The following is a 23,765-nucleotide window of genomic DNA, read 5'->3' as shown; positions in this document are numbered from 1 at the left end:
AAGATTTGAATAGTAAAGATTACAGGAGTAAGCAGATAATGCAAATTAGAGGAATCAAACGTGGCCAAACTATTGAATTATTAGAGCAAATTCACAGTATTCCTGATGGGGCAGAAATAATCGTTAATCTAGAACTACCTGCTACTGAACCTGTAGTAGCAAAACTAGACTTAACAGATGAACAGAGACTAGCAAAATTGAATCAATTATTTGGAGTTTGGCAAGAACAAACAGAGTTGATAGATATCTTTGCTGAAATTAACCAGCAGCGTCATACTTACCAAGGAAGGGTAATAAACTCAATAGATAAATAGAATAAAGACTAATGTATCTCTTAGATACTAACATTTGTATTGCACTGCTTAACGGGAATTCCCAAGTAATACCTGTATTCAATCGCTATTTCAGCCAATGCTATCTATCTACAATAGTAGTTTCAGAACTTTACAAAGGTGTTTACTGTTCTAAACAAGTTGAAAAAAATTTAGAAACACTAGCACAACTAACTGAACTATTACCTATAGAGCCATTTGATATAGATGCTGCCAGAGAATTTGGTAAAATCCAAAGTGAATTGAGGCAAATTGGTAGACCAACAGGAGAAGTAGATGCACTAATTGCTGCTGTTGTCCGTTCTCGTAATGATATTTTGGTTATAAACAATATCAAAGATTTTGAAAATATACTTAATTTGCAATTAGAGAACTGGTTATAGTAGCAAAAAAGCTGTATAAGTATTTCTACAAGTCAGCGATCGCCTGATTATATATTCTCACAATAGAGGCGATCGCTCTTCCAATATTTTTTTGTATTAATAATCACATCTTTTTAGCAAATATTATGTATGCAATCAGATTGTTTTGCTATCCAGCAAAAAAACTGTCTTCTACAATGCCTTGGTAAATCAGATTTATTTGCTAGTTTTGATCGTCAATTGCTCATTGAGTAAAAAAAAATTAATCCAGATGATAAATATTATTCTATATACCCTATAATTCTCCTAATCACGGTATGCATGTAGAAATACCGTAGATTTAGGGGTGATTCTAATGAGCAAGTCGCAACAACCGACACAGTTAAGTAAATTTCTAAGTGAAGGAATACAGCCTTATGTCATGAAAGCTTTGCAGAGTATACAACTCCGGTATCAACACGCAATTAAAAGTTGGTTGAATGGACGCAGTGTACAAAGCTTTGTGAGTCTGTTTTTAACAAGTATTTTTTTGAGTATAGCAGTTGCCTCCTGTTCTGGAAGCAGTTCAGCTAGCAAAAATGATGTTAAGCTAAAACTTGTATCTTTCTCTGTCACCAAAGCCGCTCATGACCAGATAATTCCCAAATTTATCGAAAAGTGGAAGCAAGAACATAACCAAAACGTTACATTTGAGCAAAGCTATGGAGGTTCTGGCGCTCAAGCGGCTGCTGTCATTAACGGTTCGCAAGAAGCAGATATAGTACATTTGGCACTTCCCCTGGATGTCAGCAAAATTCAGCAAGCAGGTTTGATTAAATCAGGTTGGGAAACCGAAGCTCCGAGAAATGGTATTGTTAGTAAATCGGTTGCTGCGATCGTCACCCGTGAAGGCAATCCTAAAGGTATCAATACTTGGGCAGACTTAGCAAAAGATGGCGTGAAAGTGATTGCCGCCAACCCAAAAACTTCTGGTATTGCTATCTGGGAATTCTTGGCTTTCTGGGGTTCGGTGAGTCTAACAGGTGGTGATGAAGCCACAGCGCTAGATTATGTCACCAAAGTTTATAAGAATATCCCGACTCTAACGAAAGATGCCCGTGAGGCTAGCAATTTATTCTTCCAAAAAGGTGAGGGAGATGTTTTAATCAACTACGAAAATGAGGTAATTTTGGCAGGACAAAATGGGACGAAGTTGCCTTATGTTGTACCTCAAGTCAATATTTCTATTGATAATCCTGTGGCGGTAGTTGATAAAAACGTCGATAAACACAGTACAAGAGAAGTTGCACAAGCATTTGTTGATTTTCTTTACTCTACAGATGCTCAACGGGAATTTGCCAAATTACAATATCGTCCTGTTAATCCCACCGTTAGTCAAGAAGTAGCATCACAACATCCACCAATTAAAACTTTATTCACATCTCAAGATTTAGGTGGCTGGGATATTATTCAGCAAAAGTTTTTTGGAGATGGAGCAATTTTTGACAAAGTGCAAGCTGCAAACAAAGCATGATATGTATTTATTAATGCAGCATTCTTTACTTGCAGATAGCCAAGCATAAGCAGCAATTTACAGTCATTTTACTGAAATTAATAATTTTATGAGCTTTCGTAGCCGATTTAAGGATAGCTTTTTCCTAACATCTTTAATGCTTATTGCCAGCAGTATCAGTGGTTGTAACGGTGGGCAAGAATTGAAAAGTCAAGTGAGTATTGATGGTGCAGCTGTAGGCTTTCCTATTTCTTTAGCAGTTGCAGAAGAATACGGTAAAGTTAAACCTGAAGCTCAAGTTAGCGTTGCCTCAAGTGGCACTGGCGGTGGTTTCAGTAAATTTTGTAATGGCGATATTGATATCGCTGGTGCTTCTCGCACCATTAGAGATGAAGAAATCAAAAAATGTAAAAGTAAGAATATTGAATTTGTCGAGTTGCCTGTAGCTTTAGATGGCATCGCCGTGATTGCCAACCGTAAAAATAACTTTGCCAAATGTCTAACTATTAAGGAACTAGGCAAGATTTGGGGCGGCAAATCCGACGGCAAAATATTGGCATGGAATCAAGTTAATCCCAAGTTTCCTAACGAAAAGCTAAAGCTATATGCTCCATCTTCTGATACGGGAACATTCGATTATATGACTCAAGCTGTGACTGGCAAAGCCAAGAATGGCCGTACAGACTACACTGCCACTCAAAATCAAAACCTTCTCGTACAAGGAGTGTCAGGTGATGTAACAGCCTTGGGTTATGTTGGGATATCTTACTACATTCAAAATCAAGAAAAACTGAATCTAGTTGCTGTAGAAAGTCTTACTGGAAAGTGTGAAAAACCAGTTCCAGTGGATAATGTAATTAAAAATATCTATACACCTTTGTCTCGTCCTCTCTTCATCTATGTCAGCAAAAAATCTTTAGATACTAAGCCAGCAGTCAAAGAATTTGTAGATTTTTATCTAGAAAATTCTTGGAAGTGGGTAGATAGTGTAGGTTATGTAGCATTACCTGATGAAGCTTACCTCAAAGTCAAACAAAAATTTGCTACTGGTGAAACTGGGACAAAGTTTAAAAAAGCAAAACCAGGTGAACCGATCACAAACTTTATTTAAATAAAGTCTCAGGCATAGTAGTTTAATTTTAGTGAGAAGTTAATTGTTTATGCAAAATACTAATTCTCAAGATGGTCTTTATCTACAATCCAGACAGTCTCTGGATAAAAATCCATCTGAAGATATATCTGAAAAGATTGTTGCGGTAATTTTATTTGCTTGTGCTTTAGTTTCGGTTTTGACTACTTTTGGTATTGTCGTAATTATCTTTCAGGAAACATTCAGTTTTTTCCAAGAAGTTTCCTTTGCCAAATTCTTTCTTGATACTAAATGGACACCTCTATTTGCAGAGAAACATTTTGGCATTTGGCCCTTAATTAATGGCACTTTTTTAACTACAGCTATTGCAATGGCAGTTGCTATTCCTCTAGGTTTATCTTCTGCGATTTATTTAAGTGAGTATGCTCAACCCAAAGTAGCAGCTATTTTACGTCCGGCAGTGGAACTTTTGGCAGGAGTACCTACAGTAGTATATGGTTACTTTGCCCTGTTGTTCCTAACACCATTAATGCGAAATGTTATCCCTCTGGAAATATTCAACGCTTTGAGTGCGGGATTAATGATGGGGATAATGATTACTCCTACTGTTGGTTCTATCAGCTTAGATGCCATCCGAGCAGTTCCACGTTCTTTGCGAGAAGGATCTTATGCTTTAGGTATCACTAAACTGGAAACCATTTTTAAAGTAGTTCTACCAGCCGCACTTTCTGGAATCATCGCCTCGATTATTTTGGGTATTTCTCGAGCTGTGGGTGAAACAATGACTGTTCTCATCGCCGCCGGACAGCAACCAAGACTAACTATTAACTTTGCAGAATCAGTAGAAACAATGACAGCCTATATGGCACAAATTTCTGGTGGAGATAGTCCGCGTGGTAGTCTCAATTTCAAAACATTATATGCTGTAGGTGCTGTTTTATTTCTACTTACCCTTGCTTTGAATATTGTTAGTTTCTGGATTGCTAATCGCTTTAAAGAAAAATACGACTAAATAGATATGGCTAAAAGTTATCAACAAGATGATTCTCTAGATTCTGCGGCAGAATTTACCGATAATGTTGAAAGTAGAGAGACATTAGGGAAAGTATTTGAAGTACTTTTTTTGTTAGGATTGCTGATTGGTTTATTTATCCTAGCGTTGCTACTTTTTGATATTTTGAAAGACGGATTAGGCAGATTTTTATCACCCGGCTTTCTCACGGAAACTCCTTCTCGTTTTCCTGAACAAGGTGGCATCCGCCCTGCAATTATCAGCAGCATTCTTTTAGGGTTGATTGTGATTTTAGTTACTGTCCCCATTGGTGTCGGAGCAGCTTTATATCTAGAAGAGTATGCACCTAAAGCTTGGTGGACAGCGATTATTGAGATTAATATCAGTAATCTGGCGGGTGTACCTTCTATCGTTTATGGATTGCTGGGTTTAGGGGTTTTCAATTATTTGCTTGGGTTTGGCCCCGCTTTGATTTCCGGTGCATTGACTTTATCTTTGTTGTCTTTACCAGTAATTATTGTGACGGCTAGAGAAGCAATTCGCTCTGTTCCAGATTCTCTGAGAAATGCTTCTTACGGATTAGGTGTCACAAAATGGCGAACTATTAGCAATCATGTCATACCTTATGCTGTTCCCGGTATTCTGACAGGGGTGATTATCTCTGTATCGCGCGCTATCGGTGATGCAGCTTCTCTAATTGTTGTCGGTGCTGTGGGTTTTCTCACCTTTAACCCTGGTTTGTTTCAAAGATTTATGGCATTACCCATTCAAATTTACAGTTATATAACTCGTCCCGAACCGGGTTTTGCTAGTGCAGCAGCAGCCACAATTATTGCGTTGTTAATTTTGATTTTAGCTTTAAATGGTGTTGCAATTTATATTCGACAACGCTTCTCAATAAATTAGGTAATTAAATATCTAATTTGGATAGATTCACAGATATTGGAGTTCAACCAAATGACTTATAGCAATAGTAGAAGTAAATCAGATAGTGCCACAATTGACCAAGATAATGGTGTATTCAATGTTGAAGGTGTAAAGGTCTATTACGGTGGATTTCTAGCACTTTTAGATGTCTACTTAAAGATTCCTGATAAACAAATTATTGCTTTTATTGGGCCTTCAGGATGTGGTAAAAGTACCTTACTGCGTTGCTTCAATCGGATGAATGATTTAATCCCTGGAGCTAAAGTTGAGGGTAGACTGAATTATCGTGATCGCAACATCTACGATCCCAAGATAAATTCTGTAAAATTACGCCGCCAAGTCGGAATGGTTTTTCAAAGACCGAATCCTTTCCCCAAGTCAATATACGAAAATATTTCCTTTGGGCCGCGGGCTAACGGTTATAAAGGTAACATTGATGAATTGGTGGAAGATTCTCTCAGACGCGCTGCTATTTGGGATGAAGTCAAAGACAAACTCAAAGAGAAGGGTACTGCATTATCTGGCGGACAACAGCAACGACTTTGTATTGCGCGTGCGATCGCTATGAAGCCTGATGTATTATTAATGGATGAACCATGTTCTGCTCTCGACCCAATTTCTAGCCGCCAAGTAGAAGAACTCTGCTTAGAACTCAAGGAGCAATATACCATCATTATGGTGACACACAATATGCAGCAAGCTTCTAGAGTCGCAGATTACACGGCTTTCTTCAATACAGAAATTGACGAGCATGGCAAACGTCGTGGAAAATTAGTTGAGTTTAATCCTACAGCTCAAATGTTCAGTTCTCCTCAAACTAAAGAAGCTGAGGATTATATCAGTGGACGCTTCGGTTGAAGAAACATCACCGCAGAAGGGGAAAGGTAAAAGTCAAGTTCAGTTGTGAACGACTGTTATCAAAACCTTTCCCTTTCATCTAAATCTAGTCAACTCAATGTCCCCTTAAAAAATACTTCTGTTTACTGGAATTTATACAACTGTATATCAATACTTGCAAAGGAGCTATTCCTTAGAAAAAGCTTCCCGAACTTTTGCAGCTTGCTTGCTATTTTCGCGCAAATTACCCCCGTACAAGCTGAGACTAGGTAATATATACACATCTAACCATAAATAAAAGGCATACAGTGGAAATTCAAGAATTAAAAGCATTGATTAAAGAAACTATGCGTGAAGTTCTGCAAGAAGAAAGACTTCGCCTCTGCCAAATTCTTATTCCTTACATAAATGATGATGAGCAACGCGAACTTGAAGCCGAATTTGGTGTACCTTCAGATGATGCTGAGGATGAAGTAATTGATATGACCGATTGGATAAAAGATGGCAATAAAATTTCGCAAAAAAGCGATTAAATTTTTAGAAAAAGCAAATCCCGAAGATGTTGAAAATATTCGGGAGCAAATAAAGCGAATTGTTATTGCTGTCGAAGACCAAGGTATTATCCCGTTTACAGAACTAGATATCAAAAAGATGAAAGGTGATTGGGAGGGATTTTACAGACTACGTATAGGTAAAAACAGAATTATTTTTACAGTCGATATTGATTCCAAAGACATCGAAATTTACGCTATTGGTGCGAGAGAAGATGTTTATAAAAATAATTCGTAATTAGTAATTTAATAACTCGGAATTACCAAAGTAATTTTGGAAAATATACTGAGGCTTGAAAGTACTAAGTTGAAGTAATATTTCAGTTTAGTACTTATGCTGTGTATTATGTTTAAGCCTCTGTCATTTGCTTTAGTTGCAACTACTATTCTAGTTGCATCAATCAATAATCCCAATGCTACCTTAGCTCGAACTTGTGCCTCTAAGTGTGGGTCGCACCCAATTCAGTTTACGCCTGGGCAACATATCCGAGTTGAAGTTGTAAATAGCACACCTAATCTGATTAAAATTCAAAAACCCTCCGGGACTGACGCAATATCCTTGAGTCCAGGGCAGAAATTGAGTTTAGAAGAAATAGAGGGTACGGAGCCAAATACATCTTTGATATTTTGGAGTGAAAAGGGTTTATCACTACAAGCAATTGTCTCGAAACTTAACTTTGGCACATTGCGATTGGAACTCCGTCCGACTTGGCGCTCTCCTGGCGATCGCTCGTTATATATTATGGATGATGGCAGAATAAACGTGTTTTAGATAGCAAATAATGTTATTAGTTATGAGTTAAGAAAAAATTTTAAATTCAACACTCCTAACTAATAACTCCTGACTTGTATTGTGCTACACCGACCTGTATCTGAGCTATCAAAACCTAGCAGGCGCTTACCCGATCAGCGCTGGCAAATTTATCCACAAAAACCAGAATTTGCCCAAAATCTGGCGGTTTTGACAAACATTTCACCCATTGTCAGCCAGTTGTTGATTAATCGGGGTATGGAAACACCAGAACAGGTACAAGCATTTTTAGATCCAGAGTCTTTAGTTTTGCCTTCGCCGTTAGAAGATTTCCCAGATTTGGCGATTAGTTTGGAATTGTTGGACAATGCGATCGCTTCTCAAACAAAAATTGCTATTTGTGGTGACTACGATGCTGATGGGATGACCAGCACTGCTCTACTTTTGCGTAGTCTCCGCACTTTAGGCGCACAAGTAGATTATGCTATTCCTAGCCGGATGCACGAAGGTTATGGTATTAATAAACGCATAGTTGAAGAATTCCACAACGAAGGGGTGGGATTAATTCTCACAGTCGATAATGGTATCTCTGCGTTTGAACCAGTTGCCAGAGCTAGAGAACTTGGTCTTGCAGTGATTGTCACCGATCATCATGATATCCCCCAAAAATTGCCGCCAGCTAACGCGATCCTCAACCCCAAACTAATAGCTGAATCCTCGCCTTATCGAGGTGTTGCTGGTGTTGGTGTTGCTTACATTTTGGCAGTGTCTCTAGCACAACAGCTAGGTCAGGCTAAGGGCTTGATCCAGCCGATGCTAGCACTGTTTACACTGGGAACGATCGCAGATTTAGCCCCCTTAACTGGTGTAAATCGTCGCTGGGTAAAACGTGGTTTACAACATTTACCCAAATCCCACTTACCTGGAGTGCAGGCGTTAATTCAGGTAGGTGGCGTGCAGGCGAGAGATGAGGGAGCAGGGGAGCATACTTCGACTACGCTCAGTAACCAGGGGAGCAGGGGAGCAGAGGAGAAAATTGCCAATCCAAAATCCAAAATTCAAAATCCAAAATCGCTTAAGCCTGAAGATATTGGGTTTCGCTTGGGGCCACGAATTAATGCTATTGGCCGGATTGGTAATCCCCAGACTGTGATTGAATTGCTGACTACAGATGATATGGGGGTGGCGCTGGAAAGAGCAATGCAGTGCGAACAAGTCAACGCCTCTCGCCAGGAAATGTGTCAGCAAATTGAACAAGAAGCGATCGCTTATGTAGAGACGGAATTTGTTGCGTCTCTACAACAAGACCGTGTATTAATTGTTGTTCAACCCAATTGGCATCACGGCGTTATTGGCATAGTCGCCTCTCGTTTGGTAGAACGCTACGGTGTTCCTGTGTTTATCGGGACTTATGAAGATGAGGGACATATACGCGGTTCTGCACGCTCAATTCCAGAGTTTCATGTGTTTGAAGCTTTGGAATATTGTCACGATTTACTAGGGAAATTTGGCGGACACAAAGCAGCCGGGGGATTCTCTCTACCAGCAGAGAATTTACAGATGTTGCGATCGCGTTTGATTGAGTTTGCTAACCAGTGTCTTGAACCACAGCATCTCAAGCCTCTGCTGAAAATTGATGCCGAAGTCAACCTCAATCACATCAATCAACAGCTTTATCAACAGCTTAATGCTCTACATCCCTGCGGTATGGACAACCCCGATCCAGTTTTCTGGACACCTAATGTCCAAGTGGTTGAGCAAAAAATCGTTGGTAAGGGTCACATCAAACTGACAGTTGCTCAAACTATAGATAATCAGGAGTATAAAATTAAAGCGATCGCTTGGCGTTGGGGCGACTACTTCCGCCTACCACCGCGAGTGGATATCGCTTACAAATTGCGAGAAAATTACTTTAACGGTAACACCACCATCGAGCTAGAGTTAATCGGAGTGAGGCTGCCAATTCAGATTCAACAATTTTTTGCTTCGTCACCCACCCAATCAATTACCACCTTTGAGTACAATCAGCGACAGTATACTTGTGGCTTCTATAAAAACGGTATTGAAGCAGAATTAAGAATTAAAAATACTGAAGGCAAAGTCTTAGCCATACAGCCAGGGCATATAATCGGTTTACTAGGCACTAATCGTCAAAATGCCAAAGAAGTTGATATCTCTCAGCCACAGTATGACAGTATTATCCAAGCTGCCTTTCAGGCGTTATCAGTTAAGAGTTAGGAGTTATAAGTTAGGAGTTTGGAGTTCTTAATTAACTTATCACTTGTGAGTATGACCCTGTAAGTGCTGATTTATGAGTTATGAGATGAGTTGAGAATAAAATTTAATTCCTCACTCCTCACTCTTAACTCTCAATCAGCACTCATAAATCTTATAGGTTGCCGTTGCGAAATGCCAGCAAAAAGATTACCACTGGCCCAGCAATCACAATTAGCGCCACGGACAGCAATTGGAAAATAACTTCCCAATTGATACTGGTAAAAGCGTTAAACAAAGAGTCAAACATTTTTCCTTTTCTCCTCTCAATTGCCTTAAAAAATTCAATAACTTAATTACAAAACCCGAAATCGATCATATATGGCTATGGACTGTTAGATTTAATTTACTTAACAAAATTATAAGAAAAAACATAAAAACGTAAAATAGGGGCATTGGGCATTGGGCAAAAAAAGCAGAGGTGCAAAGGTGCAGAGGGGCAGAGGGGAAAAACTTACTGCAACTTCTCCCCTGCTCCCCTGCCTCCCCTGCCTCCCCTGCCTCCCCTGCTCCCCCTGTTCCACACTCCCCAATTCAAAATGTCAACTTGGCAATGTGTAAAGCAATGTGGAGCCTGCTGTAATCTCGATCCAGCAGAGCGTCCAGATTTAGATCAGTATCTCTCTCCATCCGAACTAGAACTTTACCTCAGCATGGTAGGTGAAGGAGGATGGTGCGTTAATTTTGACCATACCACACGAGAATGTCGCATCTACGCCAATCGTCCACGCTTCTGCCGTGTGGAATCAGAAGTGTTTCAAGATATGTATGGGATTGAACCAGAAGAAGTCAACGATTTTGCTATTGACTGCTGTCGCCAGCAAATAGAAGGAGTTTATGGCGATCGCAGTTTAGAAATACTACGCTTCGACCAAGCTGTTGGGCTTTGACACCCAACCCTCCTTTTTTTGTGTGGGGTTGCAATTTATGACAAAAATCTGAGAAAATGATAGAAATATGAAAAGACCCTAACAACCAAAACTACTGCTTGTGAAACTTGACTCTGTACCTTTGGAGATTTCTGGCATATCTCACACTGAGATCGAGCTAGAACTGGAAGACAGCAATGATATTAACTTAACTCCCGCGATCGCTTCGTCAGTTCAGCCTGTAATTGTCGATAGTCCTCAAAAGCAGCAATCAGTGCTAGTAGTTTTTGGTACGACTTTTGTAACCATTTTTCTAGCAGAAATTGGAGATAAAACTCAGCTATCCACTCTCTTAATGAGCGCACAATCTCATTCGCCGTGGGTGGTATTTATCGGCTCGGCGGCAGCCCTAATAACCACCAGCTTATTAGGTGTACTTTTAGGTAGTTGGCTAGCCAATCGACTCAGCCCGAAAACTGTAGAAAAATCAGCCGGCGTGATGCTGTTGGTAATTTCCCTAATGCTATTTTGGGATGTATTTCAAGGTTAATAAGAAGTTAGAAGTTAGGAGTTAAAAATCTTAAATTTTTTCCCCTGCTTCCCCTGCTCCCCCTGCTCCCCTTTAATTATATGGATTGGCATCTTTTAGGACTGAGCTTTATTACGGTTTTTTTATCAGAATTGGGTGACAAAAGTCAGCTAGCGGCGATTGCACTTTCAGGACGCTCTAATTCTCCACGTGCAGTATTTTTCGGTGCAGCAGGTGCATTGCTGTTGACAAGCCTGTTGGGATCGTTAGCAGGGGGTGCAGTAGCGGAATTATTACCTACACGGGTGTTAAAAGCGATCGCGGCTGTAGGATTTGCCATTCTTGCTGCACGCCTGCTGTTATTTAACAATGAACCATCGGCAGATTCTGAACAAACACCTTGAAGAAGAATTCAGAATTCAGAAATCAGAATAATTCTTCGTAGGGTACTGGAACCTGACAAAGTTTTAAACCAATATCAATACTTCTCTACGAGACGCTGCCTGCGTGTAGCTTGCTTCCACGTTCGCGTAGCGTCCCGCAGGGAAGTGGTACGAGAAGCTTAATAACCATCAGACTCGAATTCCTACTGAATTCTGACTCCTGAGTTCTGAATTCTTATTTACAAAAGTTCCCAAGCAGTTCCTTTGTAACCGTATTGAAAAATTTCTGGATGCAAAATTTCTGCCAAAATCTCTAGAGAATCTACCAGTCGAGGCCCTGGACGATTGAAGTAAGAATTGCCATCAGTGATGTAGACCCTACCAGTTTCGGTAGCGTGTAGTTTTTCCCACTCTGGACGTTGAGTTAATAAATTGGCTTCTTGGCGAGTACGATTTAAATCAAAGCCACAAGGCATGAAAACAATTATATCTGGATTAGTTGTTAATAGTGTTTCCCACGGCAAAATCGGAGAAGGCTGACCTGTAGTACAAAATAGAGAGTGTCCTCCTGCTAAGTTAACTAATTCAGGAATCCAATTGGCGGCGATCATCAAAGGATCAGCCCACTCAATACAAGCGACAGTAGGCAGTTCATCTAAAGAAAGTCCTTGGATTTTTTGCCGACAGATTTTGACGCGAGCTTCTAAATTTTCTAAGACTTTTAATGAGTCTACGCCAAAAATGTTGCTGACTCGCTCAATATCTGCCCAAACATCCTGGAGAATATTGGGTTGTAAAGAAATAATCTGAGGTTTACTGTCAATCAGTGTTGCAACTGCCTTTTCCACTTCGTGTAAGCTGACAGCACAAACATCGCACTGATCTTGAGTGAGAATGTGGGTAGGCTGCAACTGCTCTAAAACATCTGTTTTGATTTCATAAATACTCAGAGCAGATTGCAATAACTTGTTCACTTCATCGTGAATTTGGCTGCTGGAGGCATCACTGTTTAAACGTGCTTGGGTACAAATGGGGCGATTGAGGATTTCTGGAGGGTAATCGCATTCGTGCGATCGCCCCACAATAGCATCAAGCAACCCTAGTGTCGCTAAAATCTCTGTTCCACCAGGAATTAAAGAAACAATTCTCACATCATTAGCTGTCATTACTCCACCTCCACAAAAGCTGCCATTACCTTAATTTTTGCAGAATTTGAGTCATTAGGTATCTTTCTCTAGGAGAATCAAGGGTATTTTGATAGTCAGCACTAAGCAATAAATTTAACTGGGGATTAGGGATTAAAGATTAAGAATTAATAACTAAAGATTAAGGATTAAGAACAATTTTTCCCCATCTCCAGTCCCCAGAAATAAATTCAAAACATTATACTAATTAACAGTATCTTTATTTGAACGGGGAATTACTTGATAGTAGAATTTTTGAAAATGTTAATTATACCCTGGCAAAAATCACTCAGATGAAGTAATAGAAGTGGTCAGCAAAATGTAGCTTAGAATTCATTAATCAGAATCCTAAAATTTGATTAGAAAAATTATACTTTCCGGTTAGGAAAAACCATATCAAGTAATTGTAGTTATACAAAGACAGTTCTACTTTTTCCGTATAACTGCAAAGCCAATTTATTTACTTCTTCTTGAGGTCAGCTAATGCAGGTGGTGTCGGCTAGAGATATTACAGAGCAAAGTCAGGCCCAAGAGGCTTTACAAATCAGAGAAAATAGTCGGCGAAAGCAAAGCCAGACCCTAGTGCAGCTGGCAAGAAGCAAGACATTTCAGCAGGGTAATCTCAATGCGGTGTTGAGGGAAATCACAGAAACTGCTGCTCAAACGCTATTAGTAGAGCGAGTTGGGGTATGGTTATATGATGAAGAACGTTCAAAAATTGAATGTATTGATTTGTATGATGTGAGTACTAAGGAGCATATCTTTGGTAACTCACTTTTAAAAACAAATTATCCAGTTTATTTCCAGGCTTTAGAAGAAGAACGTACCATTGCCGTAGATGATGCCAGAAACGATACCAGAACTCAAGAATTATCTGAGTCTTATCTTTCAGCTTTAGGCATCACATCCCTGCTAGATGCACCGATTTGGCTAGAAGGTCGTTTGGTAGGCGTAGTGTGTCATGAACACATAGGCGAAGGTCGCCAATGGACTTTAGAAGAAGAGACATTTGCTGGCTCGATTGCAGATTTCGTGACGTTGGCTATAGAAGCGAGTGAGCGAAACGTCGTACAGGAAGCACTGCGACAGAGTGAGGCGCAATTCCGGGCGATTTTTGAGCGTTCCTCTATCGGCATTGGACTTATAAATATGAAAGCGCAGATAGTCGATACTAATCTGGCACTGCGCGATATTTTAGGATATAGCCGAGAAGAGTTATACGGCAAGCCGTTTACAGATTACATTTCCACAGAAAGGGAGGATTTAAAACTTTACAAACAACTGATATCAGGAATTCACACAGACTTACAGAAAACTTCGCGAGTCGGCTGCCAACCCTTGAACCATCAAGAACAGCTTGTCGAAAGACATCGCATTGAGATGGAAAGACGTTGCCTGCATCAAAATGGTAGCTTAGTTTGGACTCATATCTCTGTTTCTGTTATACCAGGCAGCAATGGTGAACCTGAGTTTTTTCTAGCGATGATTGAGGATATTACTGAACGTAAGCAAACAGAGTTGAAACTACGTGCCTCTCAAGAAGCAGCAGAAGCTGCTAGTCGGGCAAAAAGTGAATTTTTAGCGACGATGAGCCATGAGTTACGGACGCCTCTTAATGTAATTATGGGTTTGTCACAGCTGCTGCAACAAGAAATAGTTGGCTCTCTCAATGAAAAGCAAAACGAATATGTAAATTGTATCTATAGTAGCGGTGAACATCTGCTGGCACTAATTAACGATATCCTTGACTTATCTAAGGTAGAAGCAGGTAAAGAGGAACTGTTACTTTCACCTTTGCCAGTATCTGATTTATGTAATTATGCCATCTGGACGGTGCGCGATCGCGCTTTAGAAAAAGGATTGCAACTCACACATGAAATTGACCTAGAAGCGGATATTTGCGTTGCTGATGAACGACGCATCAAGCAAATGCTACTCAACCTCCTCAGCAATGCCATTAAATTTACCCCAGCCGGTCAGGTATCGCTGGTAGTCAAAAAAGTACCGCAAGGGATAACGTTTACAGTTTCAGATACCGGCATTGGTATAGACTCAAATCATTTTAAATTTTTATTTGAACCGTTTAAACAGCTTGACAGTCGGTTAAATCGGCAGTATGAAGGCACTGGTTTAGGTTTAGCATTAACACGCAAATTAGCGCGTTTGCATGGTGGAGATGTAACTGTTAAATCGACTTTGGGAGAAGGTAGTCAGTTCACTCTATTTCTACCAAATCCAGTGGATATGCAAACAGGGCAAAATGAAGGATATCAGCAAGATACAACAGAAACATCCTCCCCAGCTACTCCCCAAAATCAAATCATTTTACTTGTGGAAGAAGAAAAAAATACTGCCATAGTTTTGCAAGATTATCTCCAGACAATTGGCTATCAAGTTAAGTGGATAGACAGCGTAAAGAACTTTTTAGAACAAGTGCGAAACCTCCAGCCAAATTTAATTTTGTTGGATGTCCAATTAGTAGGCGATCCTAGTGCCTGTGATTTGCTAAATGTTCTCAAGCAAGAGTTTTATTTCCCAGATTTGCAGGTAGTGATGATGGGTTTTAGTGAACTTCCAGAAGAGAAGCTTTCTATTCTGCAAGCTGGTGCTAGCGACTATCTTCTCAAACCAATTCAGGTAGTTCAATTAGAGTCAATATTGACACGATATTTGAGTTCTAGCGATTTTCAGAGCAACCAAACATTAATTTAACGTGAGTTCGACAACCACTTTTTTGACCTCTCCCCCAACCCCTCTTAGACACCCAGAGGGGAGCCAAAACCCTAATTTCTCGTTGTTCCTCCCTTTCCCACGGGGAAAGGGAGGTTGGGAGGCAGAGGTTCATCGAACTCACATTAATTTAGACCGGAGCATCGCATTCATATTTTCCCCCCAAAGAGGTATAGTTTTTTTCACAACTTAATCGTCTATATAAATTTTCAATTATGGTAACTGCAAAGTTTTTCTCATTTTCACATGGGTAATACCAGCTTATTCAAATACTTCTCCTTCTTCTATAAAGCCCAATTTTTAATATAAATATTTGACATATTCTTGAGAATGAACCATAACTTCTCGAATATTTTGACTAGCTATAAATAAGAGTGCATTTTCCATAATTTTATTACCAATTCCTTGCCCTCTAGCTGTAGATAAAACAGCAAGCCTTTCAATTTTGGCTGTTTTTTAATTTAAATATCTAATTCTGGTAGTACCCACAGCTTTATTATCTAAATAAGCTATTAAATGGTCAGATGTTTCATCTTTCCCATCAAATTCTAAATTAGGAGTTACCCCTTGTTCTTCCTGAAAAACGGATTTTCTAATTGCTGCGATCGCTGGGAATTATTCAGGTAAATCAGCAACTTTTATGATTAAATTACTCATGAAATTTTTTATGTATTTAGTATATAAAAAAAGGTGGGCATTGCCCACCCTAGACAATTTAATCAGCACCTTCAATTGGTGCAAAACCTTGACGCTGAATATTCTCTGTTACCGCGCGTGGTTCGAGAAATTGCAGAAGGTAATCAGGGCCGCCTGCTTTTGAACCTACTCCAGAAAGTTTGAATCCACCAAAGGGTTGCCGTCCAACGATCGCTCCGGTAATATTGCGGTTGATATACAAATTCCCGACTTCAAATTCTGTCTGCGCCTGCTGAATGTGCGAAGGTGTTCTAGAATAAAGTCCTCCAGTTAAGGCGTAGTTAGTTCCATTGGTGACTGCTAAGGCTTCCTGGAAATCTTTCACCCGAATTACTGCCAGCACAGGACCAAAAATTTCTTCCTGGGAAATTACCGCATTTGGCGATACTTCACTAAAGATCACAGGGCCGATAAAATATCCTTGTTCGGGTGCTGGTAATTCCAAGGCTAATTTTGCTTCTGCCTTACCCTTCTCAATATACTCGCGGATGCGATCGCGGGCATTAGCATCAATTACCGGCCCAACTTGTGTACTCGGTAACTCTGCTTCCCCAATATTCAAAGATTTTGTCGCTTCTAGCAATCGTTGCACAAAGGCATCATAAATCGGTTGCAGCACAATCACCCTGGAAGCAGCAGAACATTTTTGCCCACTGTAACCAAATGCCGACTGCACAACTCCCACAACGGCTTGGTCTAAATCAGCACTTTCATCTACAATAATGGCATTCTTGCCACCCATTTCAGCAATCACCCGTTTCATGTGTTTTTGTCCAGGTTTTAAGATTGCCGCCTCTGCGTAAATTCTACAACCGACTTCCTGGGAACCAGTAAAAGCAATTACATGAGTGTCTGGATGATTTACCAAATAAGCACCGACTTGTGAACCCTTACCAGGTACGTATTGAAATACACCTTTGGGAAAACCAGCATCTACCAAAATTTCTGTGAGTTTCGCTGCAATCACAGAAGATGTTTCCGCAGGCTTGAGGAGAGTACAATTGCCTGAAACTAAAGCTGCAACAGTCATTCCACAAGCGATCGCCAACGGGAAATTCCAGGGGGAAATCACCACAACAATCCCCCGTGGCTGATAAATATAACGATTAGTTTCACCAGCTATGTCGTAATTAACACCTTTATCTAACCGTTCTATCTCGTCAGCGTAATAATGACAGAAATCTATCGCTTCCGAAACCTCTCCATCAGCTTCCTTAACTGGTTTCCCAACTTCCAAAACTATCCAAGCTGAAAGTTCGGCGCGGCGGAGTTCCATCAAATCACCCGCTTTCCGCAAAATATCAGCACGTTGTTTAGCTGGTGTTTTCCGCCACCCAGGAAACGCCGCTTTTGCAGCTTGCATCGCCTGTTCTGCCTGTTCAACGCTAATCAAGCCAACTTTACCAATTACCTCACTGAACTTAGAAGGATTGAGAGAATCAACAAATTCCGGCGGATTAACATACTCGCCATTAATTAGCGGTAAATAAGTTTTACCCAACTGTTGACGAACGCTTTGAAAAGCTTGCGCCGCCTTCTTTCTCACCTCTTCCTGGGCGTAATCGGTATCAGCAGCACCGAGGAAATGAGAGTTTGGAGTTTGGAGAGACGCGACTAATCGCGTCTGTACGTTCTTTTCCTCTTTGACAATCGGTGGCGCTAATAATTCTTCAATTGGTCGATTTTCGAGATTTTGCCGTAAAAAAGAACTATTAGCTGTATTTTCCAACAACCGACGAATTAAATACGCCATTCCCGGTAATAATTCACCGTAAGGACAGTAAACTCTCACCCGATAGCCCTTGTCAACCAATGCCTTGGCAACTTTATCCCCCATACCGTAGAGGACTTGCAATTCAAAGCGACGGCGGGGGACATTTAAACTTTCAGCGATGGCAATGGCGCGAGAGTGCGATCGCACATTATGGCTACCAATGGCAGAATAAACATATTGATGATTTTCTAGCAATAACTGAGTGATGGTTTCAAAGTTAGCATCAGTTGCCGCTTTGTCGTTGTAAACTGGCTGTTCCCAATGCTTTTGGGCTGCTTTGATAGTTTCCTGATCCCAATATGCGCCTTTCACCAAGCGGATTGTTAGGGGATAGCCGCGTTGTTTCAACCAAGAAATTACGTCTTTGACATCTCGCTCACTATCACGCAGATATGCTTGAATCGTTATGCCAATATCTGTGCGTTGCCGAAACTCTTCTTCTAGTAACAGTTTTTTCAGGATGCTGAGAGTTATGTCCTTGTAGGCATACTGTTCCATATCAAAATGCACAGCTGCGCCCAACTCTTTAGCACGACGTAAGAGAATACGAATGCGATCGCTAACTCGCTCCTCACTACCTTTAGCATCTAAAGGGTCAAATTGAGAATAAAACGCCGTTAACTTCACAGAAACCTGAACTTTTGGGATTGCTTCGCCATCAGCCTCATCAATAGCCGGGATAGTTGACCAATTCTTTGATGCTTCTACCAATTGTTGCATTAATTCTAGATAGCGTTCTAGATAAGACTGCGCTTCGGCTTCGGTAATCACGGCTTCACCGAGTAAGTCGATGGTGAAAGCCATTTTTTCTTTTCGCAGTCGTTCAACTGTTTTGATGACTTGTTTAATATTTTCTCCAGAAATATATTTATGGGCAAGAGTCTCAACTGCTGTACCAACGGTTGTAGCAGCAACTTGTCCTGGTACAGAGTCGGGGTTAGCAAAGTTTAGCATTCCCTTCAAAGCTGCCGGTAATTCTACAGATTCATCGCCTAAATATTCTTGTAAATGTGAGGCAATTTCTGATTTACTGTGCAAAGCAGGTAGCGTATCTATAAACCTAAATAGTTGCACCCGCAACCCAGGATTACTCATCGCCCAAGCTAGTAATTTATCATCCCAGCGCATTTGATCCCGTAGGGAAGAAAAAAACGAGCGATTTTCCTGGGTTGCTGCGAGAAGTTGTTTAGCAATTTCTTGGGTTTTGGCTTCGTAGATGCTTGTTTGTACTTGTAATACCACTGATAATAAACTCCGTTAATTAAGGTAAGGCTTTTCATATAAAGCCCGTGTCTTCTATTTTGACGCTTTCATATATCTAGTGGGGAGTGGGGGGATGAGGGAGCAGGGGAGCAGGGGAAGCAACAAGAGAGGGGAAAAGGTTAAAGGGTAAAGGGTAAAGGATGAAGAAATCAACCCTTTCCCCCTTACCCATTCCCCTTTACCCTTCTTACCCATGCCCAATGCCCAATTCGATAACAAGTGTTATCCTTTTGTTTGATCTATTTCTAACTTGATTGACAGATGTTGCAACACAAGAGATTAGCTCAGTCATACTAAGAGTGTGGATACTACGTTTATGCCTACAGAAAACCTCACGCATATCTTATTTTCTAATTGGCAGCACACACTCCAATCCTTTGGAGTTGACCAGGTAGCGGCTGAGAAAGCTTTTAATCCCTTGGTTGCAGCTTACTCTACCCCTGGTCGCTACTACCATACACTGAAACACATTGATCGCGTCCTCAGCACAATTGAGATTTTGCAAGGCTACACCAACAACCTAGCCTCTGTTCAACTAGCTGCCTGGTTTCACGATGTAGTGTATGAGTCTCAAGCTAAAGATAATGAAGAACAAAGTGCAGACTATGCTTTTGAATTGCTAAATAATTTGGGTATTCCAGAAAGTACTATAGCTACTGTTACCCGTCTCATTCTGAATACTAAACACCATCAAGCTGCGGTGGATGACTATGATAGCCAAGTTTTACTTGATGCAGATTTAGCGATTTTGGCTACTAACCAAGCGCAGTATGAAGAATACGCCTATGGCATTCGCCAGGAATATGCCTGGATGGGAGAGGTAGATTATATCACAGGTCGTCAGCAGGTTTTAGAACGATTTTTACAGCGATCGCGTATTTACTTTACGCCTTTAATGTTAGAGTTCGCCGAACCATGTGCCCGTGGCAATATCCAGGCTGAAATTCAGTCTTTATTGTCTGGTTAATTTTATAGCGATTCTTATTTGGATGCAATACGCGGTAGTGTTTTTTTAGTAAAGGTCAAAACCATTTTAAATGACCGAAAATAATTGAGTGCTATTCAAAATAAGAGGATTAAATCTATCATGTCTCATCTACTAACAGCGTTTCGTCAGCGACTATTATGGAATGTCACTTTGTTTTTACTCATAACTTTGATTAGTAGTTTAATACTTCCTGGGGCTACTTGGGCAGCTTCTTCTAGCTTGGGAATTAATAACGGTCATCTTAATTCTTGTCCAGTTTCCCCTAACTGTGTTGTGAGCCAAAATGCTGATTCCAAGCACGCTATTGACCCGATTGCTTATCATGTAGATCGCAATGCTGCTAGAGAAACCTTACTAAAAGTTCTCACTGTTGTTCCTCGCACAGAGGTTATAGAACAAACTCCTAATTACATCCATGCTCTTTCTAAAAGCCGCATCTTTAGATTTGTTGATGATGTAGAGTTTTATTTGCCTTCCAATGAGTCAGTAATTCATCTGCGCTCGGCATCTCGTCTGGGAGATTCAGATTTCGGTGTCAATCGTAGGCGTGTCGAACAAATTCGTTTAGCGCTGCGTGATTTAAATATTTGATTTTTGCAAGCCCTGAAAAGTGCTAAAATTTTTGATTACTATTAGTTAGCCAAAAAGTCAAGGAAGCAAAAATCCCCGTCGATTTATCGCGGGGAATGTCAATCCCTTAGTTAACGTCTGCCACCGCCACGATGAGGTACTTCAGGCACATCAGCGTCTTGTAGCTTTCTTTTTGGTGCAAAAATTTCTTGATGTTGCTGCTGCTGAATTTTTTGCTGTGCAAACTTTACACGGGTGCGAACCCCCAGATCAACATCTGTATCGAGTATCTGCTGAAGTTGATTTGTAATCTGCGATGCTTGCTCGGGTAAAGTGAATACTATGGCGCTCGCTAGTGCTTCTAAACTGGTCACTGCTGCATAGCGCACTACCCACTCTGGATCTTGAGAAATTAGTAATAGCGCCTCTAATACCTGAGTCTGAACAGGTTCCACTTTCTCAGCAGGTAGTTGATGCCAGCGCAAAGTGCCTAATCCCCTAGCAGCTGCTCGCCGCACACTTAGGGAAAAATCAGTTTTTGCTGCCTCTAACAAGGTATCCAGCGCCCGAACATCACCAATTCCGGCTAAGGCACGAATAGCCCAGGCTCTAGCACTATAGTTGTAGTCATCAATTAGTTCCAATAGTGACGGGACTGCGGCTTCTCCGATCGCAATCAGCCCATCTACTGCCGCCACAGCTGCCCCTGGGTTATTGTAGCCCAAAGCTGCAATCAGAGTGGGAACAGATTCCTCTAGACCAGATGCCGCTAACTCCTGAACTGCGTCTAATAGGCGTTCTGAGGAGTCTGCTTCTTCCACAGCACGGATCAATATTTGGGCAAGGTCGCTGTTATTCATAATAATTTTCATCGGTGATGAGTGGTCAGCCAATTGTAGCTTAGGTTATCCGTAGTTGACATCATACATAAACCCCTAGCCCTGATTTTGCAGTTGGGTTGGGGGTTTATCTGTAGTAAACATTTTGCTTTAAGGTATTAATGACAACTACTTTTTGGAAAAATATAACTACAACAGTGAGTCCATCAAATTCATCACTTTAATCGCACCTGCTGACAAAGTGCTTGTTGCTGTGTGGTTAACTTGATGTTCTAGTAATCCTTTAAGAGAAATTAGCTTCAGACTATTTTCGGCAAGAGTCTCGGCGATCGCATCTGCTGCGGGTAGATAGCCAATCGCTCCCAAGTCTGCTAACACTGCTCGACGCAATTGCAATTTATCTCCTGCCAGAGCTTTGACTAACCGTTCTCCATAAACTGGTTCTTGGGTTAATTGATACATGGCTCGTGCAGCAGCATATTGCACCAATTCGATTGGATGCTCTAAAAATGGTTTTACGAAAGGGATGCACTCAGTCGCCTTCAATGTTCCCAAGGCTTCTAAAATGGCCTCGTAGGGTTGAGATAAATCAGGCTGCTTTGATATTAGCTGCTCTCCCTGCAAACCGACTGCTAATAGCTTGATTAGGGCGGGAATACAAATTGGATCACCCAGCATTTCTAAGGATTGTGCCGCCGCTTCCCGGACATAAAAATCTGAGCAGTCTAAACACGCAATTAAAGGCGAGATTGCTTGGCGATCGCCTAGTTTTCCTAAAGCCCTAGCTGCGTTCCGTCGTAAAGGATATCCGCCTTCTGGCGTTTTGTCGGCTTCATCCTCTAACGCTTTAATCAATCCTGTAACCGCAGCTGCTTCACATATCCGAAATCTACCTAACCACCAGGCAGCATAAAAGCGCAGACCTAAATCTGCACTCTCAAGATTAGCGATCGCTTGCTCTACTGTCAAAGATTCACCATCGCCAGAGTTCTCTGTCGATGATAAATCTTCAAATTTCTGCGGACTGAAATTCATTATCAAGAAGGATCGCTTTGTTCGCTATTTGTTTGAGGTTCAGCGTTCAATGGCTGAATGCTGACTATTTTGCCACCCAAGCGAGTAATTCGCTGCATTTCCTGATTCATCCGGTTCTCAGGTACTGTGAAAAACACACTGGCACTAGAACGAATGGGATAGTTGGTTTTGTCAGTTTCTTCGCTTTGACGCAGACCCACTACTTCATATCGAAAGTAGCGATTACTCGTACTACTAATTGGCCCAACCATAAAATTAATTCCCTATTCTAAATTGTCATTAGTCTTTTTTGACTAATGACTATTGACAAATGAGACTAAAGGGGTTTTACACTAGCTATTTTACCACCTTGTTTTACCACTCTCTGGAAGTAACTAGATAGTTCTTCATAAGGTATAACTACCGCTTGATTAACGCGGCGTGTGCTAGGATAACCAGCGCCAAAAACACCTGCTACTTCAATGCGGTAAAGTCTGCCTTCTTTACCAAAGGTTCCTGCACCACCAAAAGTACTGTTGGGGGTAACGCCTTTTTCAGAAGCAACGTATGAAAAGCCTGAGGAAGCACCGGAGGGAGGAACAACGACGGATGCGCTATTGCGACCTAGTTCGCTAGCAAGGCGGGTGTCTTTGCCTTTGAGTTGGGAAGTATCGCTACTGGCATAGCCACGATAAAGTTGAAATATCCGGGTAAATCCGACAGTTTTTTGTCCTGTTTGGGTTTCAAAGCCGCGATAGTAAGGCACTATATTTTCACCAAAGTTAGATTGATACTCTGGCGAATCAATATAAGAATCAATGTCGGCTTCATATCCCTTGGTTTGATACAAGTCCAAGTGATAGACGACATCAGACTCATCATAAGGGGCACGACCCAACAAATGTTTGTAGTTCAGTTCGATGACGCGAGTTTGAAAGTTGTCGTAGAAAAACTTGGATTTGTACAGTTCTGATTTAGCTAGTTGACGTACAAACTCTTGAACTGTGATTTTTCCATCGCGCAGGATAGATTCAGCACTTGTCAGGCGGTCTGATGCCAATATGTAGTTGTTTCCCAACACCTGACGATAGACGGCAACAATTACTCTCTCGATGTCTTCTTTGGTTGCATTCGGACGCAATTCCACAGGAGACTGATCGCTAAAAGGTTCTGTTCCCAGACGGGAAGCTGCTGTTGTAATAGCCATTGGTAATTTTCCTTGTGTAATTAATAATTGCTAAGGGGAGTAGGCTGTGGGGAGTTGAGAGTGGTGAAATTCCCCACTCCCGTTCGGCTAC

Annotated in this window: 24 protein-coding genes and 1 pseudogene; 17 read left to right on the top strand and 8 right to left on the bottom strand. The window is 41.0% G+C overall.

Going from position 1 to position 23,765, the window contains the following annotated elements; translation table 11 throughout:
- Nucleotides 1-38: 38 nt before the first annotated feature.
- The 11 genes from RMX98_RS15100 to RMX98_RS15050 all read left to right on the top strand — a co-directional run bounded on the left by RMX98_RS15100 (nucleotide 39) and on the right by RMX98_RS15050 (nucleotide 9,592).
- A complete protein-coding gene (locus RMX98_RS15100) occupies nucleotides 39-314 on the top strand; it encodes a hypothetical protein (RefSeq protein ID WP_322678570.1) in 276 nt (91 codons plus the stop codon).
- An 11-nt stretch (nucleotides 315-325) separates the two neighbouring features.
- Complete coding sequence (locus RMX98_RS15095; RefSeq protein ID WP_322678569.1) at nucleotides 326-715, top strand: type II toxin-antitoxin system VapC family toxin; 390 nt, start codon at nucleotides 326-328, stop codon at nucleotides 713-715.
- A gap of 334 nt (nucleotides 716-1,049) precedes the next feature.
- Entirely contained in the window at nucleotides 1,050-2,207 is a 1,158-nt protein-coding gene (locus tag RMX98_RS15090; protein ID WP_322678568.1) for a sulfate ABC transporter substrate-binding protein, read from the top strand.
- Nucleotides 2,208-2,295: 88 nt separating this feature from the next.
- Complete coding sequence (locus RMX98_RS15085) at nucleotides 2,296-3,297, top strand: PstS family phosphate ABC transporter substrate-binding protein (protein WP_322678567.1); 1,002 nt, start codon at nucleotides 2,296-2,298, stop codon at nucleotides 3,295-3,297.
- Between the two features lie 49 nt (nucleotides 3,298-3,346).
- Nucleotides 3,347-4,288 (top strand): phosphate ABC transporter permease subunit PstC, encoded by a 942-nt coding sequence (gene pstC, locus RMX98_RS15080; protein WP_322678566.1) that lies wholly within the window; start codon nucleotides 3,347-3,349, stop codon nucleotides 4,286-4,288.
- 6 nt (nucleotides 4,289-4,294) lie between these two features.
- On the top strand, nucleotides 4,295-5,194 hold the full coding sequence (gene pstA / locus RMX98_RS15075) for a phosphate ABC transporter permease PstA (protein ID WP_322678565.1): 900 nt from the start codon (nucleotides 4,295-4,297) through the stop codon (nucleotides 5,192-5,194).
- Between the two features lie 51 nt (nucleotides 5,195-5,245).
- Entirely contained in the window at nucleotides 5,246-6,073 is an 828-nt protein-coding gene (gene pstB / locus RMX98_RS15070; RefSeq protein ID WP_322678564.1) for a phosphate ABC transporter ATP-binding protein PstB, read from the top strand.
- Between the two features lie 287 nt (nucleotides 6,074-6,360).
- Nucleotides 6,361-6,585 (top strand): hypothetical protein, encoded by a 225-nt coding sequence (locus tag RMX98_RS15065; RefSeq protein ID WP_322678563.1) that lies wholly within the window; start codon nucleotides 6,361-6,363, stop codon nucleotides 6,583-6,585.
- Complete coding sequence (locus RMX98_RS15060) at nucleotides 6,554-6,841, top strand: type II toxin-antitoxin system RelE/ParE family toxin (protein WP_322678562.1); 288 nt, start codon at nucleotides 6,554-6,556, stop codon at nucleotides 6,839-6,841. Before RMX98_RS15065 ends, RMX98_RS15060 begins: the two co-directional genes overlap by 32 nt.
- 108 nt (nucleotides 6,842-6,949) lie before the next feature.
- Nucleotides 6,950-7,375, top strand: a complete 426-nt coding sequence (locus RMX98_RS15055) for a hypothetical protein (protein ID WP_322678561.1) — start codon at nucleotides 6,950-6,952, stop codon at nucleotides 7,373-7,375.
- 81 nt (nucleotides 7,376-7,456) lie between these two features.
- Complete coding sequence (locus RMX98_RS15050) at nucleotides 7,457-9,592, top strand: single-stranded-DNA-specific exonuclease RecJ (protein WP_322678560.1); 2,136 nt, start codon at nucleotides 7,457-7,459, stop codon at nucleotides 9,590-9,592.
- A 151-nt stretch (nucleotides 9,593-9,743) separates the two neighbouring features.
- On the opposite strand, the gene psb30 is transcribed toward RMX98_RS15050, so the two are convergent.
- Nucleotides 9,744-9,878 (bottom strand): photosystem II reaction center protein Ycf12/Psb30, encoded by a 135-nt coding sequence (gene psb30 / locus RMX98_RS15045; RefSeq protein ID WP_199784655.1) that lies wholly within the window; start codon nucleotides 9,876-9,878, stop codon nucleotides 9,744-9,746.
- A gap of 289 nt (nucleotides 9,879-10,167) precedes the next feature.
- On the opposite strand from psb30, the gene RMX98_RS15040 reads away from it, so the two are divergent.
- The 3 genes from RMX98_RS15040 (at nucleotide 10,168) to RMX98_RS15030 (ending at nucleotide 11,430) form a co-directional block, all read left to right on the top strand.
- Nucleotides 10,168-10,518, top strand: a complete 351-nt coding sequence (locus tag RMX98_RS15040; RefSeq protein ID WP_322678559.1) for a YkgJ family cysteine cluster protein — start codon at nucleotides 10,168-10,170, stop codon at nucleotides 10,516-10,518.
- Between the two features lie 100 nt (nucleotides 10,519-10,618).
- On the top strand, nucleotides 10,619-11,047 hold the full coding sequence (locus tag RMX98_RS15035; protein WP_322678558.1) for a TMEM165/GDT1 family protein: 429 nt from the start codon (nucleotides 10,619-10,621) through the stop codon (nucleotides 11,045-11,047).
- Between the two features lie 80 nt (nucleotides 11,048-11,127).
- Nucleotides 11,128-11,430 (top strand): TMEM165/GDT1 family protein, encoded by a 303-nt coding sequence (locus RMX98_RS15030; protein WP_099100177.1) that lies wholly within the window; start codon nucleotides 11,128-11,130, stop codon nucleotides 11,428-11,430.
- Nucleotides 11,431-11,648: 218 nt separating this feature from the next.
- Here the strand turns inward: RMX98_RS15030 and RMX98_RS15025 are convergent, their stop codons facing one another.
- Nucleotides 11,649-12,575 carry a cobalamin-binding protein gene (locus RMX98_RS15025; protein WP_322678557.1) on the bottom strand — a complete coding sequence of 309 codons (927 nt, stop codon included), beginning with the start codon at nucleotides 12,573-12,575 and terminating at the stop codon, nucleotides 11,649-11,651.
- A 501-nt stretch (nucleotides 12,576-13,076) separates the two neighbouring features.
- On the opposite strand from RMX98_RS15025, the gene RMX98_RS15020 reads away from it, so the two are divergent.
- The gene (locus tag RMX98_RS15020; protein WP_322678556.1) at nucleotides 13,077-15,305 is read left to right on the top strand and encodes an ATP-binding protein; all 2,229 of its coding nucleotides are present in this window, start codon (nucleotides 13,077-13,079) and stop codon (nucleotides 15,303-15,305) included.
- 279 nt (nucleotides 15,306-15,584) lie between these two features.
- Here RMX98_RS15020 and RMX98_RS15015 read toward each other — a convergent pair.
- Nucleotides 15,585-15,929, bottom strand: a pseudogene (locus RMX98_RS15015) (GNAT family N-acetyltransferase).
- Between the two features lie 109 nt (nucleotides 15,930-16,038).
- Complete coding sequence (gene pruA / locus RMX98_RS15010; RefSeq protein ID WP_322678555.1) at nucleotides 16,039-19,035, bottom strand: L-glutamate gamma-semialdehyde dehydrogenase; 2,997 nt, start codon at nucleotides 19,033-19,035, stop codon at nucleotides 16,039-16,041.
- 337 nt (nucleotides 19,036-19,372) lie between these two features.
- Here pruA and RMX98_RS15005 point away from each other — a divergent pair, with 337 nt between their 5' ends.
- Together RMX98_RS15005 and RMX98_RS15000 are read left to right on the top strand one after the other, a co-directional pair.
- Nucleotides 19,373-20,023, top strand: a complete 651-nt coding sequence (locus tag RMX98_RS15005; protein ID WP_322678554.1) for a hypothetical protein — start codon at nucleotides 19,373-19,375, stop codon at nucleotides 20,021-20,023.
- Nucleotides 20,024-20,143: 120 nt separating this feature from the next.
- Nucleotides 20,144-20,635 carry a DUF1499 domain-containing protein gene (locus tag RMX98_RS15000; protein WP_322678553.1) on the top strand — a complete coding sequence of 164 codons (492 nt, stop codon included), beginning with the start codon at nucleotides 20,144-20,146 and terminating at the stop codon, nucleotides 20,633-20,635.
- A gap of 110 nt (nucleotides 20,636-20,745) precedes the next feature.
- On the opposite strand, the gene RMX98_RS14995 is transcribed toward RMX98_RS15000, so the two are convergent.
- The 4 genes from RMX98_RS14995 to RMX98_RS14980 all read right to left on the bottom strand — a co-directional run bounded on the left by RMX98_RS14995 (nucleotide 20,746) and on the right by RMX98_RS14980 (nucleotide 23,674).
- The gene (locus RMX98_RS14995; protein ID WP_322678552.1) at nucleotides 20,746-21,474 is read right to left on the bottom strand and encodes a HEAT repeat domain-containing protein; all 729 of its coding nucleotides are present in this window, start codon (nucleotides 21,472-21,474) and stop codon (nucleotides 20,746-20,748) included.
- 168 nt (nucleotides 21,475-21,642) lie between these two features.
- Nucleotides 21,643-22,488, bottom strand: a complete 846-nt coding sequence (locus RMX98_RS14990; protein ID WP_322678551.1) for a HEAT repeat domain-containing protein — start codon at nucleotides 22,486-22,488, stop codon at nucleotides 21,643-21,645.
- A gap of 2 nt (nucleotides 22,489-22,490) precedes the next feature.
- The gene (locus RMX98_RS14985; RefSeq protein ID WP_322678550.1) at nucleotides 22,491-22,739 is read right to left on the bottom strand and encodes a phycobilisome linker polypeptide; all 249 of its coding nucleotides are present in this window, start codon (nucleotides 22,737-22,739) and stop codon (nucleotides 22,491-22,493) included.
- Between the two features lie 65 nt (nucleotides 22,740-22,804).
- Complete coding sequence (locus RMX98_RS14980; protein WP_322678549.1) at nucleotides 22,805-23,674, bottom strand: phycobilisome linker polypeptide; 870 nt, start codon at nucleotides 23,672-23,674, stop codon at nucleotides 22,805-22,807.
- Nucleotides 23,675-23,765 lie beyond the last annotated feature (91 nt).

This window comes from Nostoc sp. DedQUE02, from assembly GCF_034531035.1.
GTDB lineage: Bacteria > Cyanobacteriota > Cyanobacteriia > Cyanobacteriales > Nostocaceae > Nostoc.
The sequence above is the reverse complement of the archived record's forward strand: the minus strand, read 5'-3'. Positions and strand labels throughout refer to the sequence as shown.

Bases quoted from the DNA above. Each gene is read 5' to 3' on its own strand.
- RMX98_RS15100 (WP_322678570.1), top strand. From the start codon at position 39: ATGCAAATTAGAGGAATCAAACGTGGCCAAACTATTGAATTATTAGAG.
- RMX98_RS15095 (WP_322678569.1), top strand. From the start codon at position 326: ATGTATCTCTTAGATACTAACATTTGTATTGCACTGCTTAACGGGAAT.
- RMX98_RS15090 (WP_322678568.1), top strand. From the start codon at position 1,050: ATGAGCAAGTCGCAACAACCGACACAGTTAAGTAAATTTCTAAGTGAA.
- RMX98_RS15085 (WP_322678567.1), top strand. From the start codon at position 2,296: ATGAGCTTTCGTAGCCGATTTAAGGATAGCTTTTTCCTAACATCTTTA.
- pstC (WP_322678566.1), top strand. From the start codon at position 3,347: ATGCAAAATACTAATTCTCAAGATGGTCTTTATCTACAATCCAGACAG.
- pstA (WP_322678565.1), top strand. From the start codon at position 4,295: ATGGCTAAAAGTTATCAACAAGATGATTCTCTAGATTCTGCGGCAGAA.
- pstB (WP_322678564.1), top strand. From the start codon at position 5,246: ATGACTTATAGCAATAGTAGAAGTAAATCAGATAGTGCCACAATTGAC.
- RMX98_RS15060 (WP_322678562.1), top strand. From the start codon at position 6,554: ATGGCAATAAAATTTCGCAAAAAAGCGATTAAATTTTTAGAAAAAGCA.
- RMX98_RS15055 (WP_322678561.1), top strand. From the start codon at position 6,950: ATGTTTAAGCCTCTGTCATTTGCTTTAGTTGCAACTACTATTCTAGTT.
- psb30 (WP_199784655.1), bottom strand. From the start codon at position 9,878: ATGTTTGACTCTTTGTTTAACGCTTTTACCAGTATCAATTGGGAAGTT.
- RMX98_RS15040 (WP_322678559.1), top strand. From the start codon at position 10,168: ATGTCAACTTGGCAATGTGTAAAGCAATGTGGAGCCTGCTGTAATCTC.
- RMX98_RS15030 (WP_099100177.1), top strand. From the start codon at position 11,128: ATGGATTGGCATCTTTTAGGACTGAGCTTTATTACGGTTTTTTTATCA.
- RMX98_RS15025 (WP_322678557.1), bottom strand. From the start codon at position 12,575: ATGACAGCTAATGATGTGAGAATTGTTTCTTTAATTCCTGGTGGAACA.
- RMX98_RS15020 (WP_322678556.1), top strand. From the start codon at position 13,077: ATGCAGGTGGTGTCGGCTAGAGATATTACAGAGCAAAGTCAGGCCCAA.
- RMX98_RS15005 (WP_322678554.1), top strand. From the start codon at position 19,373: ATGCCTACAGAAAACCTCACGCATATCTTATTTTCTAATTGGCAGCAC.
- RMX98_RS15000 (WP_322678553.1), top strand. From the start codon at position 20,144: ATGTCTCATCTACTAACAGCGTTTCGTCAGCGACTATTATGGAATGTC.
- RMX98_RS14995 (WP_322678552.1), bottom strand. From the start codon at position 21,474: ATGAATAACAGCGACCTTGCCCAAATATTGATCCGTGCTGTGGAAGAA.
- RMX98_RS14990 (WP_322678551.1), bottom strand. From the start codon at position 22,488: ATGAATTTCAGTCCGCAGAAATTTGAAGATTTATCATCGACAGAGAAC.
- RMX98_RS14985 (WP_322678550.1), bottom strand. From the start codon at position 22,739: ATGGTTGGGCCAATTAGTAGTACGAGTAATCGCTACTTTCGATATGAA.
- RMX98_RS14980 (WP_322678549.1), bottom strand. From the start codon at position 23,674: ATGGCTATTACAACAGCAGCTTCCCGTCTGGGAACAGAACCTTTTAGC.